Source organism: Dyella sp. (genome assembly GCF_035503745.1).
GTDB lineage: Bacteria > Pseudomonadota > Gammaproteobacteria > Xanthomonadales > Rhodanobacteraceae > Dyella_B.
On the sequence record NZ_DATJTC010000011.1, the window covers coordinates 179,743 to 198,575 of the forward strand.

An 18,833-nucleotide genomic window follows, 5' to 3' on the forward strand; every position below is an offset into this window, starting at 1 on the left:
CGGATCGGCGTACCTTGTAAGGGCAGTACCCCTTTCCCTTTGGTCGCGTCGCCGGTCATGTCCATGAAGGCTCTCCGAGGACTGCTCCTGCCTGCCGTTGCCCTCTTGGCAGGGTGCCATGCGGTTATCATGTCGCCGTCGGGTGATCTGGCGCTGCAAGAGCGCGATCTGATCATCTATTCGGTGGTGCTGATGCTGCTGATCATCGTGCCGGTGATGGTACTGATCGTACTGTTCGCCTGGCGCTACCGGGCCTCCAACAAGGACGCCCACTACGACCCGGATTGGGATCACTCCACCATGCTGGAGCTTTTGATCTGGGCCGCACCGCTACTGATCATCATCGCGCTGGGCGCGCTGACCTGGGTCAGCACCCACAAGCTCGATCCGTTCCGCCCGCTGGACCGCATCGCCGAAGGCCGTCCGGTGCCGGCGGACATGAAGCCGCTGGAAGTGGACGTGGTCGCACTGGACTGGAAGTGGCTGTTTATCTACCCCGAACAGGGGATCGCCACGGTCAACGATCTGGCCGCTCCGGTGGACCGGCCCATCCAGTTCAAGATTACCGCCTCGACAGTGATGAATTCGTTCTTCATCCCTGCCCTGGCCGGCCAGATCTATGCCATGCCCAACATGGAAACCCAGCTCCAGGCGGTGATCAATAAACCCGGTAATTTCGAAGGTTTTTCAGCCAATTACAGTGGAGATGGCTTCTCCGGCATGAAGTTCGTTTTCCATGCCTTGAGCAACGACGGTTTCGCCCAGTGGATTGCGCAGGCCAAGGCCAGCGGCCATGCGCTCAACCGTGAGGAGTACATGAAGCTCGTCGCGCCCAGTTCGAACGAGCCGGTGCATCGTTATGGCACGGTCGATGCCACGCTGTACCAGGCCATTCTCACCAACTGCGTGCAGCCGGACAGCATGTCCTGCATGCCCCCGATGAAGCCGGCCGATGCCGGTGCGATGCAAACCGGCAGCGATGCGAACGGCATGGCCGTCGCGCCGATGTCCCATTCCCAGTAATCCGCAGGACAGTGTAAGGGTACCCAGATGCTTGCCCATCCCGACCTTACCAAGCTCATTTTCGGTCGCCTCACCATCGACCAGTTGCCGCTGCATGAGCCGATCGTGGTAGGCACCTTCATCGTGGTGGCGCTAGGCGCGATCGCGCTGCTGGGCGCGGTGACGTATTTCCGCCTGTGGGGTTACCTGTGGCGGGAGTGGTTCACCAGCATCGATCACAAGAAGATCGGCGTGATGTACATCATCCTTGCGCTGGTGATGCTGCTGCGCGGTTTTTCCGACGCGATCATGATGCGCGCGCAGCAGGCGATCTCCTTCGGCCACAACACGGGCTACTTGCCGCCGTTCCACTACGACCAGATTTTCACCGCGCACGGCGTGATCATGATTTTCTTCGTGGCCATGCCGTTCGTGAACGGCCTGATGAATTTCGTGATGCCGCTGCAGATCGGCGCGCGCGACGTGGCGTTTCCGTTCCTCAACAATTTCAGCCTGTGGATGACCATTTCCGGCGCGGTGCTGGTGATGATCTCGCTGTTCGTGGGCGAGTTCGCCCGCACCGGCTGGCTGGCGTATCCCCCGTTGTCGGACATCGTGTCCAGTCCGGATGCGGGTGTGGATTACTACATCTGGGCGTTGCAGATCGCGGGTGTGGGGACGTTGTTATCGGGCGTCAACCTGCTTACCACCATCATCAAGATGCGCGCGCCGGGCATGACGCTGATGCGCATGCCGATCTTCACCTGGACGGCGCTGTGCACGAACGTGCTGATCGTGGCGGCGTTCCCGGTGCTCACCGCCGCGCTGGCGCTGCTGGCGCTGGATCGTTATGCCGGCACCAACTTCTTCACCACCATGCTTGGCGGCAACGCCATGATGTACGTCAACCTGATCTGGATCTGGGGCCATCCGGAGGTGTACATCCTGGTGCTGCCGGCGTTCGGCGTGTTCTCCGAGGTCACGGCCACGTTTTGCCGCAAGCGCCTGTTCGGCTACGCATCGATGGTGTATGCCACGGTGGTGATCACGGTGCTGTCATACCTGGTGTGGCTGCACCATTTCTTCACCATGGGTTCCGGTGCCAGCGTCAATTCGTTCTTCGGCATCACCACGATGATCATTTCGATCCCCACGGGCGCGAAGATCTTCAACTGGCTGTTCACCATGTATCGCGGCCGCATCCACTTCGAGCTGCCGATGATGTGGACGGTGGCGTTCATGATCACTTTCGTCATCGGCGGCATGACCGGGGTGATGCTGGCCATCCCGCCGGCGGACTTCACGCTGCACAACAGCTTGTTCCTGATTGCGCATTTCCACAACGTCATCATCGGCGGCGTGCTGTTTGGCATGTTCGCCGGGGTCAATTACTGGTTTCCCAAGGCTTTCGGTTTCAGGCTCGATCCGTTCTGGGGCAAGTGCGCGTTCTGGTTCTGGGTGGTGGGCTTCTACTTTGCCTTCATGCCGCTGTACGTGCTCGGCTTCATGGGCGTTACGCGCAGGCTCAGCCATTTCGACAATCCGGACTTGCAGAAATGGTTTGTCATTGCCGCCTTCGGAGCGTTCCTGATCCTGCTTGGCATTCTCAGCATGCTGATGCAGTTCTACGTCAGTTTCCGCGATCGGGAGAAGCTGCGCGACGTTACCGGCGATCCGTGGGACGCGCGCACGCTGGAGTGGTCCACGTCCTCGCCGCCGCCCAAATACAACTTCGCCTTCACGCCGCTGATCCACGACAACGATGCCTGGTGGCAGATGAAGCAGCATCGCTATCAGCGGCCGTTGCAGGGCTTCCAGCCGATCCACATGCCCAAGAACACCGGCGCGGGCATGATCATGGCCGGGTTTGCCACCGTGTTCGGCTTTGCGATGATCTGGTACATGTGGCCGCTGGCCATCGTGTCGTTCGTGGCGCTGCTGGCCACCGCCATCGGCCATACCTTCAACTACGACCGCGACTACTACATCCCCAGCGATGACGTGGCGCGCGTCGAGGCAGCCCGCACGGAGCTCCTGGCCAGCCATGTCTAGTACATCGATCAGCATGACGGCGGACAACGGCGCATCCAAGGCGCTGAGCTTCCACGTGGAGGGCGAGCACCACGTACCCAATGGCACGCTGCTGGGTTTCTGGATCTACCTGATGAGCGACTGCCTCATCTTCGCCTGCCTGTTCGCCGCCTATGGCGTGCTGGGGCGCGAATACGCCGGCGGTCCCACCACGGCGCAGGTGCTGGAGCTGCCGACGGTCGCGGTCAACACGACGCTGCTGCTGCTGTCTTCGATCACCTACGGCTTTGCGGTGCTGGAGATGCAGGCCAATCGCCGCGGCGTGATGATGGTGTGGCTGGCGGTGACCGGCTTGCTCGGGGCCGGCTTCATTGCGCTGGAGCTGACCGAGTTCGCGCATCTGATCTCCATTGGCGCGGGACCGCAGCGCAGCGCGTTCCTGTCCTCGTTCTTCACCCTGGTCGGCACGCATGGCCTGCATGTCACCTCGGGCCTGATCTGGCTGGTGACGCTGATGGTGCAGGTCGGCAGGAAAGGCCTTACCCCCGCCAACAAGCGCCGCCTGATGTGCCTGTCCATGTTCTGGCACTTCCTGGATCTGATCTGGGTGGGCGTTTTCAGCTTCGTCTATCTGATGGGGGTGCTGCCATGAGCGAGCATGCCGATACGCAGCACGGCCACGACGACGCGCACGATCCCGATGGCGTGGGCGCGATCCACGCCACCTTCAAGGGTTACATGACCGGCTTCGGTTTGGCGGCCATTCTCACCTTCATCCCGTTCTGGCTGGTCATGAGCGGCGCGTTCGCCAAGAGCGGCCCGGCCGATGCGTTGATCTTGCTGCTGGCCGGCATCCAGATCGTGGTGCACATGGTGTATTTCCTGCATATGAACACCAAGTCCGAGGGCGGCTGGAACATGCTGGCCTTCGTGTTCACGCTGGTGCTGGTGGTCATCACGCTAAGCGGCTCGATCTGGATCATGTACCACCTCAACGTCAACATGATGCCCTGGACCATGCAGGATGCGCGCAACCAGCCGTGACGGCGGGCGCGCGGATGTGACACGTCGCCGCTGCGCCGATCGTCATCGCGACGATCCCGCTAAAATGTGCGGACAGCACCATCGAGGTTCCATGTTGTGACCGCTCCCCCCCAGGATGCCGCGCGCGGGCCGCGCGGCCCGGTAGCGCTGACCCTGCTGGCCATCGTCGCCGCGGGCGTGTTCGCCGGCTTCATCGCACTGGGCAACTGGCAGGTGCGCCGCCTGGCCTGGAAGACGACGCTGATCGAGCACGTAAGCCAGCGCGTGCACGCACCGCCGGTGGCGCCGCCGGGCCCGGGCGAATGGGCGCACGTCACGGCCGATGCCGACGAATACCGGCACGTGCGCGTTTCGGGCGTGCTGCTGAACGATCGCCAGACGCTGGTGTGGACCGCCAGCGACGAAGGCAGCGGCTTTTGGGTCATGACCCCGCTGCGCACTGACGACGGCAGCATCGTGATGATCAACCGCGGCTTCGCGCCCACCGACTGGTGCGGGCGCGACGGCCATTGCGCGGCCGGCCCCGCCGGTGAAGTGACCATCACCGGCCTGTTGCGCATGCCCGAGCCGCAGGGCTTCCTGCGCCATAACGATCCGGCGCGCAACAGCTGGTACACGCGCGACGTGGCGGCGATGGCGGCCGCGCGCGGGTTGCACGACGTGGCGCCCTATTTTATCGATGCCGATGCGTCGCCCGCGTACGGCGCGCAGCCGTCATGGCCCGAAGGCGGCAAGACCGTGCTCGATTTTCCCAACAACCATCTCAGCTACCTGATCACTTGGTACTTGCTGGCGCTGATGACGCTGGCCGCCGCCATCTATGTCGGCTACGACGAATACCGCCTGCGCCGCGAGCTGAAGCAAACGCCGCCGCGCGGCTGATATCAGCCGCGGGAGCCGAAGAACGTTGCGTGGAAGATCGTGCCTAGCGCGGTTTCTACGCCGGCATCGGTCATCTCGTTGGGCATGCTGATGTTGAAATAAAGCGTGCCGTCGATCAGCGCCATCATCGCCAGCGCAAGATCGGGTGCGGGCGCGGGCAGGGGCCGCTTCATGCGCTCGCAGAATTGGGTGATGAAGTAGGCGATCACGTCGCGCTTTTCCAGGCACAGCACGTTCAGGCGCTGGCGGAATTTGCTGTCGCGCACGGCGTACAGGCGCGCTTCGGCCCACAGCACGTAGCTGGTGTGATCGCGATAACACTGGCTGTAGAACTGGGTCAGCTGCCGCTGCAGGTCTTCATCGGAGAGGTCGGCGTCGAGCAGTTGCTGCAGGTCCAGCTGGATGCTCTGGTGATCGTTCTTCAGCAGGTCGATGAACAGGTCCGACTTGCTCTTGAAGTTCGAATAGAACGCGCCGCGGGTATAGCCGGCGTGTGCGGCGATGTCTTCCACGCTGGTCGCGGACAGCCCCTTTTTGGCGATGACGGCCGCGCCCGCGTCCAGCAGGCGCTGGCGCGTCTGTTCGCGGGATTCCTCACGGGTCAGGCGTTTACGTGACATACGCCATGGTACCACGGCCGCCGGCACATGGATTCCAATACCATTTTGCATTCAGATACAGATATGTATTAGAATTCATAACCGTATTGTGGCGAGGAGACTCGCCGACCTCCCCATCCGTCCCCAGGAGCGGCCTGTGAGTGACCGACAACTTTCCCCGCCTCGTGCGCCCGCGCTGCGGCGCGCCGTGCTTCCCCCCGCGCTGTTCGCCGCGCTGCTGGTGCTGGCCGGATGCCACCGGGCGCCGCCCGAATCCAATGCCGCGGTGCCGGTGATCGCGCTGCCGGTGCAGGCGGCCGCGCAGCCGTCCGGCGGCCGTTTCCCGGGCGAGGTCCACGCGCGCTACGAAATGCCGCTGTCCTTCCGCGTCGGTGGCCAGCTGGTATCGCGTGCGGTCGACACCGGCGATACGGTCAAGCAGGGCCAGGCACTGGCGCAGTTGGACCCCAAGGACGCCGCCGACCAGCTCAGCGCTGCACAGGCCGCGCTGGCGGCAGCCGAACACCGCCTGCTGTGGGCCACCCAGCAACGCGATCGCGACGAGGCCCAGTTCAAGCAGAACCTGATCAGCCAGCAGCAACTGGAGCAGACCCAGGATGCCTACGCCTCGGCGCTGGCCGGTCGCGACCAGGCGAAACAGCAATGGCAGCTGGCCCAGAACCAGTCGCGCTACACCACCCTGGTCGCCGATCACGATGGCGTGATCACCAGCCGGCAGGCCGAGGTAGGGCAGGTGTTGGCCGCCGGGCAGCAGGTGTTCGGCTTTGCGTGGTCGGGTGAGCGCGAGGTGTACGTGGATGTGCCGGAAAGCCGCATTGGTGACGTCACCGTCGGCCAGCCCGCATCCGTGACCTTGCCAGCCGTGCCAGGCCGCGTGTTTGACGCGCACGTGCGCGAAGTGTCGCCGTTGGCCGATGCGCAGTCGCGTACCTATCGGGTGAAGCTCACGCTCGATCCGTCCGCCGCCGCGTTGCCACTGGGCATGACCGCCGAGGTTGCGCTGCACGCGCGACCGGTAGCCGGCGCGATGGTAAGCATTCCCGCCACCGCGCTGTTTCATCAGGGCGAGCATCCGGCGGTATGGGTGGTGAGCCCCACAGACTCGACACTGGCATTGCGGCCGGTCGTGGTGGTCCGTTACGGCGAGCGCGACGTGTTGATCGACGGTGGCCTGAAAGCGGGCGAACGCATCGTCATGCAAGGCGTGCATACCGTTTCCGCCGGCGAAAAAGTCGTGCCGATCGCGCCGCCGCATCCAGAGGATGCACCGCAATGAACACAGGCGAACGTTTCAATCTCTCGGCGTGGACGCTGCGGCATCAGTCGCTGGTGTTCTTTTTGATGGGCATGATCGCCCTGTTCGGTCTGCTCTCGTACAAGAGCCTTTCGCAGTCGGAAGATCCGCCCTTCACCTTCAAGGTGATGGTGATCCAAACCTACTGGCCCGGCGCCACCGCCAAACAGGTGCAAGAGGAAGTCACCGACCGCATCGCGCGCAAGCTGCAGGAAACGCCGTCGATCGATTTTCTGCGCAGCTATTCGCGGCCGGGACAATCGCTGATCTTCTTCAACATCAAGGATTCGGCGCCGGCTTCCAGCGTGCCCGAAACCTGGTACCAGGTACGCAAGAAAGTCGGCGACATCGCCGCGCAATTGCCGCAAGGCGTGCAGGGGCCGTTCTTCAACGATGAGTTCGGCGACGTCTATACCAATATCTACGCGCTGGAAGGCGACGGTTTCACGCCCGCGCAATGGCACGACTACGCCGACCAGCTGCGCGCAGAACTGCTGCGTGTGCCGGGGGTTGCCAAGGTCGATTACTTCGGCGACCAGAATCAGCACATCTACATCGACATTGCCAACGTGCAGCTGGCCAAGTTGGGCATCAGCCCGCAGCAGATCGCGCAGGCGATCGACCAGCAGAACGCGGTGGCCGATACCGGCGTGCTGACCACCGCGGACGATCGGGTGTTCGTGCGGCCCAGCGGACAGTTCGGCGACGAGCGCGCACTGGCCGATACCCTGTTGCGCGTCAACGGCAAAACGTTCCGCCTGGGCGACATCGCCACGATTCGTCGCGGCTACGACGATCCGCCGACCGAACAAATGCGCTTCATGGGGCATCAGGTGCTGGGCATCGGCGTCACCATGCAGCCGGGCGGCGACGTGATCCAGCTCGGCAAGGCGCTGGACCGGGCGACGACGGCGTTGCAGGCGCGCCTGCCGGCGGGACTGAAGCTGTCCAACGTCACCAGCATGCCGCGCGCGGTGTCGCGATCGGTCGATGACTTCCTCGAATCGGTGGCCGAGGCGGTGGCCATCGTCTTGGTGGTGAGTTTGCTGAGCCTGGGATTTCGCACGGGCATGGTGGTGGTGATCTCCATTCCGTTCGTGCTGGCGGCTACCGCGCTGTGCATGGATATCTTCGGCATCGGCTTGCACAAAGTGTCGCTCGGCACGCTGGTGCTGGCGCTTGGCCTGCTGGTTGACGATGCGATTATCGCGGTGGAAATGATGTCGGTGAAGCTGGAGCAAGGTTGGGGGCGCGTGCGCGCCGCCGCGTTTGCCTACACCAGCACGGCGTTCCCGATGCTTACCGGTACGCTGGTGACAGTATCGGGCTTTTTGCCGATCGCGCTGGCCAAGTCCGGCACGGGCGAATACACGCGTTCGATTTTCGAAGTGTCCGCCATCGCCCTGCTGGTATCGTGGTTCGCCGCGGTGATCGTCATTCCGCTGTTGGGCTATCACATGCTGCCTGAGCATCATGAGCGCGCGAAGCCGGGCCAGGAATGGTGGGCGCGTTTCCTGCCACAGGCGTGGCGCCAAGCACGCACCCAGCGGGCGGCGCCGATGATGCACAACGGCGAGGAAATCGAAATCTACGACACGCGCTTCTACCGCCGTTTCCGGCTTTGGCTGGACTGGTGCCTGCGCCGCCGCTGGCTGGTGCTGGCCTCGACGGTGGTGTTGTTCGTGGTCGCCTTGGCCGGTTTTGGCGTGGTGCCCAAGCAGTTCTTTCCCAGCTCCGACCGGCCGGAATTGCTGGTCGACCTGCGCCTGCCCGAAGGCGCGTCCATTGCCGCGACGCTGCGCGAAACCAAGCGCCTGGAAGCGTCCCTGCGAGGGCGCCCGGAAATTGCCAGCTACGTCAGCTTCGTTGGCAGCGGTGCGCCGCGCTTCTACCTGCCGCTGGATCAGCAGCTGCCGCAACCGAACTTCGCCCAGTTCGTGATCACCGCCAAAGACGTCGCACAGCGCGAGCATCTGGCGGCCTATCTCGATGGCGTGCTGAGTAAGGATTTCAGTGACGTGCGTACGCGCGTCAGCCGACTGGAGAACGGGCCCCCGGTGGGCTTCCCCGTGCAGTTCCGCGTCGATGGCGACGACATCGCCAAGGTGCGCCAGATCGCCGAACAGGTGGCCACGGTGATGCGCGCCAATCCGCACACCGTCCATGTGCAGTTCGACTGGGACGAGCCAGCCGAACGTTCGGTGCGCTTTGAGATCGACCAGAACCGGGCGCGCCAGCTGGGTATCAGCTCGCAGGATGTCGCCAATTTTCTTTCGATGACTTTGTCCGGTACCACGGTTACTCAGTTGCGCGAGCGCGACAAGCTGATCGCCGTGGATCTGCGCGGTGGGCAGGGCGACCGCATCCACCCCGATCAGATCGAGCGTCTGGCGATACCTACGCCCAATGGCACTGCGATTCCGTTGTCGCAGCTGGGCCATGTCAGCTACGGTCTCGAATACGGCGTGATCTGGGAGCGCGACCGGCAGCCGTCGATAACGGTGCAATCGGATACGCGCGACGGCGCGCAGGGGCTGGACGTCACCAACGAAGTGGATCGCAAGCTGGCCGGCATCCGCAGTCATTTGCCGGTCGGCTATCGCGTGGAAGTGGGCGGCTCGGTCGAGCAGAACGAAAAAGCGCAGGACTCCATCAATGCGCAGATGCCGCTGATGGCGATCGCCGTGCTGACCTTGCTGATGATCCAGCTGCAAAGCATCGGCCGCACCTTCATGGTGGTGCTGACCGCGCCGCTGGGCCTGATCGGCGTCATCGCCGCGCTGCTGCTGTTCGGCAAGCCGTTCGGTTTCGTGGCCCTGCTTGGCGTCATTGCGATGTTCGGCATCATCATGCGCAACTCGGTGATTCTGGTGGACCAGATCGAGCAGGATATCCGCGCGGGGCATCCGCGCTGGGAAGCGATCATCGGCGCCACCGTGCGGCGCTTCCGTCCCATCACCCTGACCGCCGCGGCCGCCGTGCTGGCGCTGATTCCGCTGTTGCGCAGCAACTTTTTTGGCCCCATGGCTACGGCCCTGATGGGCGGCATCACGGTGGCGACCGTGCTGACGTTGTTCTATCTGCCGGCGCTGTACGCGACATGGTTCGGTGTGCGCGCCGACGAGCCGGCACCGGAACCGGAGGTTATGGCATGAACACTGAAACGATGATCGCACGCGTACCGCTGCTGCTGGCCGTGCTGCTGGCCGGATGCGCCTTGGCACCGCCCGCCAGACCGCCGGCACCGCCATTGCCCGCGCATTACGCCGCGACGCCTACGCCGGCGCAAAGCACGCCCGCCGAGGGTGTTGCGCAACGTTTCAGCCTGGGCGAACGGCCGGTGCCGGACTGGTGGCGCCAATACCGATGCGACACGCTCGATGGCTGGGTCGAGGAAGGATTGCGCAACAATCCTTCGCTGACCGCGACCAGGCATACGCTCGAGGCCGCGCATCAACTGCTGCGCGCGCAAGTCGGGCAGACCATGCTGCCTTCGCTTGACGGCGGCGCACAGGCCAGTCGCCAGCGCGCACTGGGGTTCCCCGATCTCGGTCCGCCCACCAACCTCTACGACGTCTATGCCGGCCAACTGCAACTGAGCTACGACTTCGACCTGTTCGGCGCCAACCGGCATGGCATCGAGCAGACGGCCGCGCAGGTGGATCAGCAGTCGTACGAGCTGGATGCGGCGCGTCGTGCGCTGGCGGCCAACATCGTGACGGCGGCGATCAATGCGGCAGCACTGGAAGAACAGCTGCATACCAGCGAACGCCTGTCGGCACTGGCGCACGAACAGGCCGATATCGCCGGCCGTGCTTATCGATCGGGCGCGGCCTCGCGCGATGACGTGCTCGCCGCGCAGCAGCAGGCGGCGAACTTCGATACCTCGCTGCCCGCGCTGCGCGCGCAAAGTCTGCGCGCGCGCCATGCGCTGGCGGTACTGATGGGACGCACGCCGGATCAGGCGCCCTCGAACCTCACCTTGGCGCAACTGCATCTGCCCGAAGACGTACCGGTCAGCGTGCCTTCGGACCTGTTGCGGCAACGTCCGGACGTGTTGGCCGCCCAAGCGGCCGTGCACGCGGCGTCGGCGCAGGTGGGCGTGGCCACGGCCAATCTTTTCCCGCATCTTTCGCTTTCCGCGACAATGGGTTCGGCCGCGTTCAACCGCGCGATGCTGTTTACCGGCGCGGGCTCGATCTGGAGCGCCGGTGCATCGCTGACCCAGCCGCTCTTTCACGGCGGCGCGCTGATGGCGCAACGCAGGGCGGCGATCGATCAATACAACGCGGCGATCGCGCAGTATCAGCAAACGGTGCTCAATGCCTTCCAGAACGTGGCCGACACGCTGACCGCGCTGGATCAGGATGCCCTGACGCTGCAATCGGCGCAGTCGGCGACGACGCTGGCGGATCAATCATTCGACGATACCCGTGCGCGCTATCGCCTTGGCGCGGCTGCGTATCCATCGGTGCTGCTCAGCGAGCAGGCGTGGCAGAACGCCAGGTTGACGCAGATCCGCGCCAGGGCGGCGCGGCTTGCCGATACGGCGGCGCTGTTCCAGGCGATGGGCGTGCCGCCCGCGACCGTCCTGGCCGCGCGCCGGTAAAGCCGGGCGCGGGGTTGTCGGCCCCGCGCTCCGACGGAGATTTCCCGCCTCATTGCAAAATCGCCGGCCTGAAACGTCTTTGGATGACTGTGACTGTTTCGCGGGGCCAGCGCCTTGAACAAGCCAAATCATCCGCCCGCCGGTGTGCTGGGTATCAGCGCCGATGCTTTCCTGCCGCCCGGTGCGGCGGCCGCCGGGCGCGCGTACGGGCCGGGGCAGGTCCATAAGCCGTTGGCGCCGAGCCGATGGGCGATCCATATGCTGCACTCGCTACGCGAGCGCTACGACTGGCGCGGCGCGTGGTACAAACGCGCCGCGTCCGCGCTCAAGTATGTGTTGCGCAGCGCCTGCATGCCGTGGTGCCACGGACGATTCCTCGCCTTTGTGCATGCCCATCCGCAGATGATGAGCTATCGGCGGCGCGATCCGCGCCTGCTTGAGCGACACATGCATCGCTATATCAATACGCAATGGCGTCGCCGGCGGCGCCTGCGCAGCCTGCATCAGCACTACCGCTTTGCCCTTGCAAGCCTGCCCGAAGGATTGTTCGAGCAGGTTTACGGCCAGGGGCATGCCAGCTTGGGAGGCATCATCGCCAAGGATGGCACCCTGCTGACGCTTTGCATGCGCCCGCCGATTTTCATGGGCTGCGAAGGCGAGCTGTGCCTGCAACTTTGCGACGCCACCGAAAATCCGCTGTACAGCATCGTTTTCTCGGTGGTCGGCGAGCAGCGCACGCGGCTGGTCATCGGTTGCCTGCAGGGACCTGCCGGCGACGGGGCGAGAGACATCGTGCGCGCGCTGACGCGCCAACTGCATGGCCTGCGTCCCAAGCAATTGATGTTGTCGCTGGTGTATACGTTCGCGCGGCACTACGGCATCCGGGACATCATCGCGGTCAGCAACCAGGCGCATCCGTTGCGGCGCAGCGGGCGTCCGGTGCTCTCCGATTACGATGCCTTCTGGGAGGAACAACAGGGCGCGGCCATCGCAGGCGGCTGGTATGCGTTGCCGGCATCGCCCGGCCGCAAGTCGGAGACGGACGTGTCCAGCCAGCATCGTTCCGCGTTCCGGCGCCGCGAGGCTCTGCGGCGGGAGGCCGAACAACGGGTGCTGCATGCGCTAGGCGGCGCGGCGGTACAAACGGCCGGGCCTCTTGTGCAGAAGCTGCCGGGAGCCTACAAACCATGGCATGACTGGCGCGCAAGATCGTGGGCAAGCTGAATGCATGGCTACATGAGGACAGGGTCACGGTGACGCTTTCGGTGCACGCAAACGACGTCGAGCGACTTTTCCGCGAACACCACCGCGCGCTGGTCGCCTTTGTGCAATGCCGGCTCGGCTCGCACTCCGATGCGCAGGAGGTCGCGCAGGAGGCGTACCTGCGCGTGCTCACCATGAGCAACCGCGAAGAGGTGGAATCGTTGCGCGGCTACTTGTTCACCGTCGCCGGCAACCTGGCCATCGACCGCCTGCGCAAGCGCAAGGTGCGTAACGATTTCGCCGTGGCCCAGTCGCAGGAGGAGCCGGTATCGGAAGCGTGGCCGGATCACCACGCGATGGCGGCCGAGCAGGTGGCCGGCCTGCGCCGTGCGCTGCGCGAACTGCCGCCCAAGACCAGCCGGGCGTTTGTGCTGCACGTGATCGAAGGGCGCGATTTCGGCACCGTCGCGCAAAGCATGCAACTGAGCGAGCGCATGGTGCGCTACCACGTTGCCAACGCGCTGGCGCACTGCCGCGCGTGGGTGGACGCGAAGGAGAAACCGTGATGGCCAAGACCAACCCACGCAAGCAGGAGCAGATCCTGCACGCCGCCGCCGATTGGTGGGTGAAGCTGCGCGAGCCCGACGCCACCGGCGAGACGATCGAGCAATGGCTGGCATGGACCGCCGAAGACGAACGCCACCTGGCGATGTTCGAGCGCATGAACGATCTGGCCGGCAGGCTTGGGTCGCTGGACGCGGTGTCGCGCCGCGGGCTGATCAACGCGTTCGCGCCGCCCTCCAAACCATGGCGCCGATGGCTGCCGTTGGCTGCCGCCGCGTCGATGGCGGTGGCGGCGCTGTCGGGTACGTATCTGCTTTGGCGGGCCGGCGTATCGGGCGCCGCTTCGCAGGTCTATACCAGTGCCATCGCGCAGAACAAGGATATCGTTCTGCCGGACGGCACGCAGGTCGCGCTGGGCGCCGCCTCGACACTGGCCATGCATTTCAGCCATGGCCAGCGCCGCGTGGAATTGCGCCAGGGCGAGGCATTCTTTCAGGTCGTGCATGACAATAGCCGTCCATTTGAAGTGGCGGCCGGCGAGGTGTCGGTGCGCGATATCGGCACGGCGTTCGACGTACGCCGCACGGGCGATCGCGTCACTGTCGCGGTGACGCAGGGGCGCGTTCAGATTGCGCAGATATCCGCGGCATCGGGTCATGCACAGCAGGGTACGCTTGAGGTTTCCGCCGGCCAGCTCGTCTCCTACGATCCCCATAGCGGGGGCATGACGATCGGCAGCATCGTGCCGGAGCAGGCCACGGGGTGGCGCGACGATCGCCTGGATTTCATCGACGAGCCTTTGAGCGTGGTGGTAGCCAATCTCAATCGCTACAGCGCACGCCAGCTACGCATCGCCGATGCCGATCTTGGCACGCTGAGCTACACCGGCAGCATCCGTACCGATGCGATCGACGGCTGGTTGAGCGCGTTGCCGCGGGTGTTTCCGTTGCGCGTGAGCACCGTGGGCAATCAAGTGATTCTTTCGGATGCGGCGCATCCGGCGCCGCGCTGATCGCCAGGACGCGTGCGTCATTACGCTTGCACGTGCCAAGCGTCACGCCGCATGTCAGACTCATGATTTGGTCCGGGAACGACGCCATTCATGAGTCGGCTTGCCTGGCTGCCGGCTTACGGCTGCCTGACATGGTTGTGTGTGATGACGAGCTTGGGCGTCGCGCCGTCGTACGCGGTAGCGCAGCCGGCGACGCTGCGTTTTTCGATCCCGGCCCAATCGCTTGCCAGCGCATTGATTGCTTTTGGCAAGCAGGCGAATGTGCAGGTGCTCACGGCGGGACGGGCGATCGATGCACTGCGTTCGACCGACGTCGACGGAATGCTCACCGCTGACGCGGCGCTGACGCGGCTGCTGCAAGGCACCGGTGCCGCCTATACGTTCGTCGATGCGCGCACCGTGGTGATCACGCCGCGCGAGCCGCACGCTGCAAACGCCAGGCCGTTGTCCAAGCCCGTGCCGGTGGCGAGGTTGTTGCCGCCGATCCAGGCGATCGGCCTGGTCGGCAGCGACGTGGGCTTCATGGCGGACGTCAGCAGCGGCCCCACGCGCACGCTGGCCGATCCGATCGACGTGCCGCAGTCGGTGGGCATCGTCACGCAAAGCCTGTTGCAGTCGCAGCAGTTGCAGACGGTGGCCGATGCGGTGCAGAACGTATCGGGTGCCCAATACGTGGATGGTTCCAGCGGGTTGCCGATATTCGAGGTGCGCGGATTTTTCACCGGCAACGGCATGACCGATGGCCTGCCGAACAATATTCTTGGCATCGGCGATTCGCCGCCGCTGATCGGCGTAGAACGCGTGGAGGTGCTGAAGGGGCCGCAGGCGATCCTGGGTGATACGTCGGCTTACAACAATTTCGGTGGCCTGATCGACGTGGTGCTGAAGAAACCGCAGGCGCAACCGATCCACGAACTGACGTTTTCCCTCGGCGATCACGGCGAAAAGCAGGTGGGCGTGGACCTGGCCGGCCCATGGAATCGCAGCGGCTCGCTAAGCTACCGGCTGATTGCAAACGGCGACTATGCCAATGGCACCGTGCAAGGCATGCGCGGGCAGCGCAACCGCTATGTCGCGCCGTCGGTCGGCTGGACGACGGCCAGCACCACCTTCATTGGCGGCGCATCGTGGATGATGAATCACATGCCAATTCCCGATCACGTCATCCTGCTCCAGGACACCTTGTCGTCCGCATCGCCGCCGGGCATCCTGCTGGACAACCCGAACGACGACACGGCGGTGGAAACGCGCCGGCTGTTCTATTTGTTCGAGCACCGCTTCGGCGATACGTGGACCCTGCGCAGCCGGGCGCAGTACGTGCGTGAGTCGATCGACCTGAAGGATTGGCTGATCGATGCCATAGAACCGACCGGCGACGTCAACGCCACGGCCGAACACTATCGGTCTTCCGATGCCTACTACGTGACGCAGAATGACATCGCCGCGAATTTCGGCCACGGCTGGCTGCAGCATTCGATCGTGCTGGGTTTGGACTATTCGCGCGTGCAAGTGGGCAGCAGCGACGACGCGCTGAGCAACGGCGGCAGCGGCATGCCGTATAACATCTACACCGGCGGCACGCTGCCGCCGCCGACTTCGATGCTCGGGGCCGGCGATTACGCCGATGGCTATCTTCCGGGCAATCCATGGGTTACCGACAGCGGTATCTTCGTGCAGGACCAGATCAGCCTGGGCAACCGCTGGGAACTGCTGACGGCGGTGCGGCGTGCGGCGTACGAGTTGCAGACCAGCTATCCGGACGGCACACCCTGGAACCAGCATCGGGTGAAGTGGGTGCCAAGCTTTGGCCTGGTTTACAAGCTGACGCCGGACGCGTCGCTATACGCCAACACGGCCAACGGTTTTCAACCCGATACGCTGTTGGGCAAAGACAACCATCCGCTGCCGCCGTCGTTGTCGCGGCAGATCGAACTGGGCGCGAAGTTCGACTTGTTTCAAAACAAGGCACGCCTGACGGTGGCGGCCTATCGCATCATGCTCGATCACAGCACCGACCTGATTTCCCTGCAGCCGCCGTATTACGTGATGAGCGGCCCGGGGCAGTCGAACAAGGGGGTGGAGATCGAATTCAATGGGCGGCTGTCGCAGGGCTTGGACCTGAGCGCGGCCTACACCAATGCCGTGATCGGCAACGACGATGGCACGCCGGCCACTCATGCGTCACGGCAGCGCTTCAACGTGTGGGCAAGCTATACGTTCCAGCACGGCAGCCTGCGCGGTTTCGGCATGGCCGGGGGCCTGCTGGCGCGCAGCCGCAGCCTCACCGAGACCTCCGACTTCAGCAGTTATATCCGCATTCCCGGACAAGCCGACGCCTCGGCGAATGTTTTTTATCGCGCGCACCGCTGGAGCGTGACGCTGGGCGTGAAGAATCTCTTCGATCGGCAGCTTTACGGCACGTATTTCGATGAAACCTTCGTGCCATTGCGCTATCGGCGTACGTATCGCTTAAGTGCCGCCGTGGATTTTTGAGCGAGCCAAGCCCCCTCTTCCGGCGGAAGAGGGGGCGGCTTGATCAAAAGTGATAGGTGCCGGTGAGGCTTACCACGTCGCCGGAGTCGGCGAAGTAGCCGTCCATCGTCTGTCCGCCGAGGATCGGCTGGTTGGTCAGGTGCACGGGCGTATTGCTGACGAACTGATGCTCGTAGCCCAGGTCGAAGCTGATGTGCTGGTTGAGTTTGTAACCTAAGCCGAAGCCGAGCAGCTTGCGTGCGCCATCGGGTACGCGCGGATCGCGGCTGATGATGTTGGTGGGCGTCTGGTCGTAGCCGATGCCTCCGCGCACGGTCCATTGATCGTTGAGCTTGTAGTCGCCGCCGACCGAGAACAAATAGCTGTCCTTGAATTGTTCGGGCAGCGAAAGCAGCTGCTGACCCTCGGACATCAGCACCAACTCCTTGAACGTGGACCACTGCGTCCACTTGACCGTAGCCGCCATGGTCAGCCGGTCGGTGAAGGTATGCAGCCAGTCGACGCTGGCAAAAGCGGGCGTGTCAAATTGCGCGGAGGCCGACGCGCCGTTCGGATTGATGGTGGGCAGGCTCGGATCCAGCAACGGCGCCAGCGTCAGCAAGCTCTTGCCGGTGGCGCCGCCGTACACCGCGTAGCTGCCGCTGAGATTGTTGTCCACGCGCGAGTGGTAGCTGAAGCCCAAGGTGTCCAGGTCGGTCGGTTTGAACACCATGCCGCCGAAGAAGCCCCAGGAGAATTTGCGCCGCACGTTGACGTTGAGCTGCTCGTCATCCAGCCCCGGCGTCAGCGGCAGGCCGAAGATCGCCTTGGCGGCGCCATTGGGATCGAGCACGGTGTTCAGTTCGGCCTTGGTGCGCTGGCCCAGTACGCCCACGCCGATCGAGAAGCGGTCGTTGAGCTTGAATGCGGCCGACAGGCTGAGGTTCACCGACTGCAGATACGTTTCGGTGCCGAAATAGCGACCCTGCCACTGCGAGTTGTAATTGCTCTCAAGGCCATACGGCACCGCGAGCGCGCCACCGAGCGCAAACCAGCTGTTTACCGGCACCACCCAGCCGATGTTCGGGAACGGCACAAATTTGCCGAAACCGTTGGGATTGCCGCCGGTGGTCGCGTAGCCGTCCACGTCCAGGGTCTGGCCGCTGAACTGGGCTTGCGGCCGGATTTCCGTCAGCGTGCCTTGAAAGGCCGGTGCGCTGAAAAAGGACATGGCGGCCGGATTGTTGTAGGCGGCGGTGGGATCGTCGGGAAACAGCGAGCCGCCCGCATTCGCGCGTGCCCAGCCCGCGGCGTTGTCGGTCGGCAGTTGGAAGGCGCCGGCCTGTGCCACCACGGGAACCGCAAGGGTGGTTGCCACGGCGACAGCGAGGGCGGCATGCAGGTAGCGGCGGGTCATGTGAGGCTTGGAATGAGTTGCCACGTTTTTCTCCTCAGACGGCGGTATCGGGTGCGACGCTAAGTTTCTGTAAAACGCGTGATCAGAATGTAGACGGGTTGATTAACCGGACCCAAAGACGTCTTAACCATAGCATTACATTCGCAAGAAAAAAGACGCGGGTACAGACGGTGTTTGGCCGCCGGACTTTGTGCGTTGCGCAAAAAATTTCGCATCGCCCGTGACTTTCCAGCGTGCAATCGCATCCGCCGCGCAGCAACGGCGCACACGGTGGCGTCGCGCGCAAACAGGGCGAAGGTTTCAAGAAGTCCGTCCCGGGCAAATCGATTCAATCGCTTCAAACATCCCGTTCGCCGGCCTGTGGCAAGCGCGTACGCCTGCGCGCGACGGCAGGCGCCTACAAAAGAATGTGATGCGCTTCATGTCGCTGTCATATGCCGCCCTCGAAACACGGCTGTTAGAAATAAAGCCGAACTGAAAACGAAGAGCGGCCGGGCAGATTGAAGAGCCGCAACAGCATGCCTTGCTGTGAAAGTTGGGGGAGTTTGCAGGTTGTTCGGATCGAAGCAGTGCAGCAGTGGATGTGCGTTTGGTGCCTCGCGCTCTTACCGTGTCGCCGCCGGATCGGGGCGCATGGCGGTTCGCGAACGCCATTTCTTATAAAAAATCCCTTCGGGAGAATT

General features: G+C 63.8%; 14 protein-coding genes. 12 read left to right on the forward strand and 2 right to left on the reverse strand.

Annotated features, from left to right (window positions below):
• The first annotated feature begins 63 nt into the window (after window positions 1-63).
• The 5 genes from cyoA to VME63_RS04715 all read left to right on the forward strand — a co-directional run bounded on the left by cyoA (window position 64) and on the right by VME63_RS04715 (window position 4,959).
• Window positions 64-1,023: a ubiquinol oxidase subunit II gene (gene cyoA, locus VME63_RS04695; protein ID WP_325430760.1), complete on the forward strand. Its 960-nt coding sequence runs from the start codon at window positions 64-66 to the stop codon at window positions 1,021-1,023.
• A 57-nt stretch (window positions 1,024-1,080) separates the two neighbouring features.
• Window positions 1,081-3,054 carry a cytochrome o ubiquinol oxidase subunit I gene (gene cyoB, locus VME63_RS04700; RefSeq protein ID WP_325430989.1) on the forward strand — a complete coding sequence of 658 codons (1,974 nt, stop codon included), beginning with the start codon at window positions 1,081-1,083 and terminating at the stop codon, window positions 3,052-3,054.
• Window positions 3,047-3,685 carry a cytochrome o ubiquinol oxidase subunit III gene (cyoC, locus tag VME63_RS04705; RefSeq protein WP_325430762.1) on the forward strand — a complete coding sequence of 213 codons (639 nt, stop codon included), beginning with the start codon at window positions 3,047-3,049 and terminating at the stop codon, window positions 3,683-3,685. The genes cyoB and cyoC overlap by 8 nt, the downstream gene beginning before the upstream one ends.
• Window positions 3,682-4,077 (forward strand): cytochrome o ubiquinol oxidase subunit IV, encoded by a 396-nt coding sequence (gene cyoD, locus VME63_RS04710; protein ID WP_325430764.1) that lies wholly within the window; start codon window positions 3,682-3,684, stop codon window positions 4,075-4,077. Before cyoC ends, cyoD begins: the two co-directional genes overlap by 4 nt.
• A gap of 96 nt (window positions 4,078-4,173) precedes the next feature.
• Window positions 4,174-4,959 carry an SURF1 family protein gene (locus VME63_RS04715; RefSeq protein ID WP_325430765.1) on the forward strand — a complete coding sequence of 262 codons (786 nt, stop codon included), beginning with the start codon at window positions 4,174-4,176 and terminating at the stop codon, window positions 4,957-4,959.
• A 2-nt stretch (window positions 4,960-4,961) separates the two neighbouring features.
• On the opposite strand, the gene VME63_RS04720 is transcribed toward VME63_RS04715, so the two are convergent.
• Complete coding sequence (locus VME63_RS04720; RefSeq protein WP_325430767.1) at window positions 4,962-5,579, reverse strand: TetR/AcrR family transcriptional regulator; 618 nt, start codon at window positions 5,577-5,579, stop codon at window positions 4,962-4,964.
• A 136-nt stretch (window positions 5,580-5,715) separates the two neighbouring features.
• Here VME63_RS04720 and VME63_RS04725 point away from each other — a divergent pair, with 136 nt between their 5' ends.
• From VME63_RS04725 to VME63_RS04755, 7 genes are all read left to right on the forward strand, one after another.
• Entirely contained in the window at window positions 5,716-6,855 is a 1,140-nt protein-coding gene (locus tag VME63_RS04725; protein WP_325430769.1) for an efflux RND transporter periplasmic adaptor subunit, read from the forward strand.
• Window positions 6,852-10,028 carry an efflux RND transporter permease subunit gene (locus tag VME63_RS04730; protein ID WP_325430771.1) on the forward strand — a complete coding sequence of 1,059 codons (3,177 nt, stop codon included), beginning with the start codon at window positions 6,852-6,854 and terminating at the stop codon, window positions 10,026-10,028. Before VME63_RS04725 ends, VME63_RS04730 begins: the two co-directional genes overlap by 4 nt.
• The gene (locus VME63_RS04735) at window positions 10,025-11,482 is read left to right on the forward strand and encodes an efflux transporter outer membrane subunit (RefSeq protein WP_325430773.1); all 1,458 of its coding nucleotides are present in this window, start codon (window positions 10,025-10,027) and stop codon (window positions 11,480-11,482) included. The genes VME63_RS04730 and VME63_RS04735 overlap by 4 nt, the downstream gene beginning before the upstream one ends.
• 114 nt (window positions 11,483-11,596) lie before the next feature.
• A complete protein-coding gene (locus VME63_RS04740) occupies window positions 11,597-12,706 on the forward strand; it encodes a VirK/YbjX family protein (protein ID WP_325430775.1) in 1,110 nt (369 codons plus the stop codon).
• A 29-nt stretch (window positions 12,707-12,735) separates the two neighbouring features.
• On the forward strand, window positions 12,736-13,251 hold the full coding sequence (locus tag VME63_RS04745; RefSeq protein ID WP_325430777.1) for an RNA polymerase sigma factor: 516 nt from the start codon (window positions 12,736-12,738) through the stop codon (window positions 13,249-13,251).
• Window positions 13,251-14,261 carry a FecR family protein gene (locus tag VME63_RS04750; protein WP_325430779.1) on the forward strand — a complete coding sequence of 337 codons (1,011 nt, stop codon included), beginning with the start codon at window positions 13,251-13,253 and terminating at the stop codon, window positions 14,259-14,261. Before VME63_RS04745 ends, VME63_RS04750 begins: the two co-directional genes overlap by 1 nt.
• A 90-nt stretch (window positions 14,262-14,351) precedes the next feature.
• Window positions 14,352-16,754 (forward strand): TonB-dependent receptor, encoded by a 2,403-nt coding sequence (locus tag VME63_RS04755; RefSeq protein ID WP_325430781.1) that lies wholly within the window; start codon window positions 14,352-14,354, stop codon window positions 16,752-16,754.
• Window positions 16,755-16,797: 43 nt separating this feature from the next.
• Here the strand turns inward: VME63_RS04755 and VME63_RS04760 are convergent, their stop codons facing one another.
• Window positions 16,798-18,174 carry an outer membrane protein transport protein gene (locus tag VME63_RS04760; RefSeq protein ID WP_325430783.1) on the reverse strand — a complete coding sequence of 459 codons (1,377 nt, stop codon included), beginning with the start codon at window positions 18,172-18,174 and terminating at the stop codon, window positions 16,798-16,800.
• Window positions 18,175-18,833: the final 659 nt, after the last annotated feature.

Coding starts and splice junctions, on each gene's coding strand:
- cyoA (WP_325430760.1), top strand. CDS start 64: ATGAAGGCTCTCCGAGGACTGCTCCTGCCTGCCGTTGCCCTCTTGGCA.
- cyoC (WP_325430762.1), top strand. CDS start 3,047: ATGTCTAGTACATCGATCAGCATGACGGCGGACAACGGCGCATCCAAG.
- cyoD (WP_325430764.1), top strand. CDS start 3,682: ATGAGCGAGCATGCCGATACGCAGCACGGCCACGACGACGCGCACGAT.
- VME63_RS04720 (WP_325430767.1), bottom strand. CDS start 5,579: ATGTCACGTAAACGCCTGACCCGTGAGGAATCCCGCGAACAGACGCGC.
- VME63_RS04730 (WP_325430771.1), top strand. CDS start 6,852: ATGAACACAGGCGAACGTTTCAATCTCTCGGCGTGGACGCTGCGGCAT.
- VME63_RS04735 (WP_325430773.1), top strand. CDS start 10,025: ATGAACACTGAAACGATGATCGCACGCGTACCGCTGCTGCTGGCCGTG.
- VME63_RS04750 (WP_325430779.1), top strand. CDS start 13,251: ATGGCCAAGACCAACCCACGCAAGCAGGAGCAGATCCTGCACGCCGCC.
- VME63_RS04755 (WP_325430781.1), top strand. CDS start 14,352: ATGAGTCGGCTTGCCTGGCTGCCGGCTTACGGCTGCCTGACATGGTTG.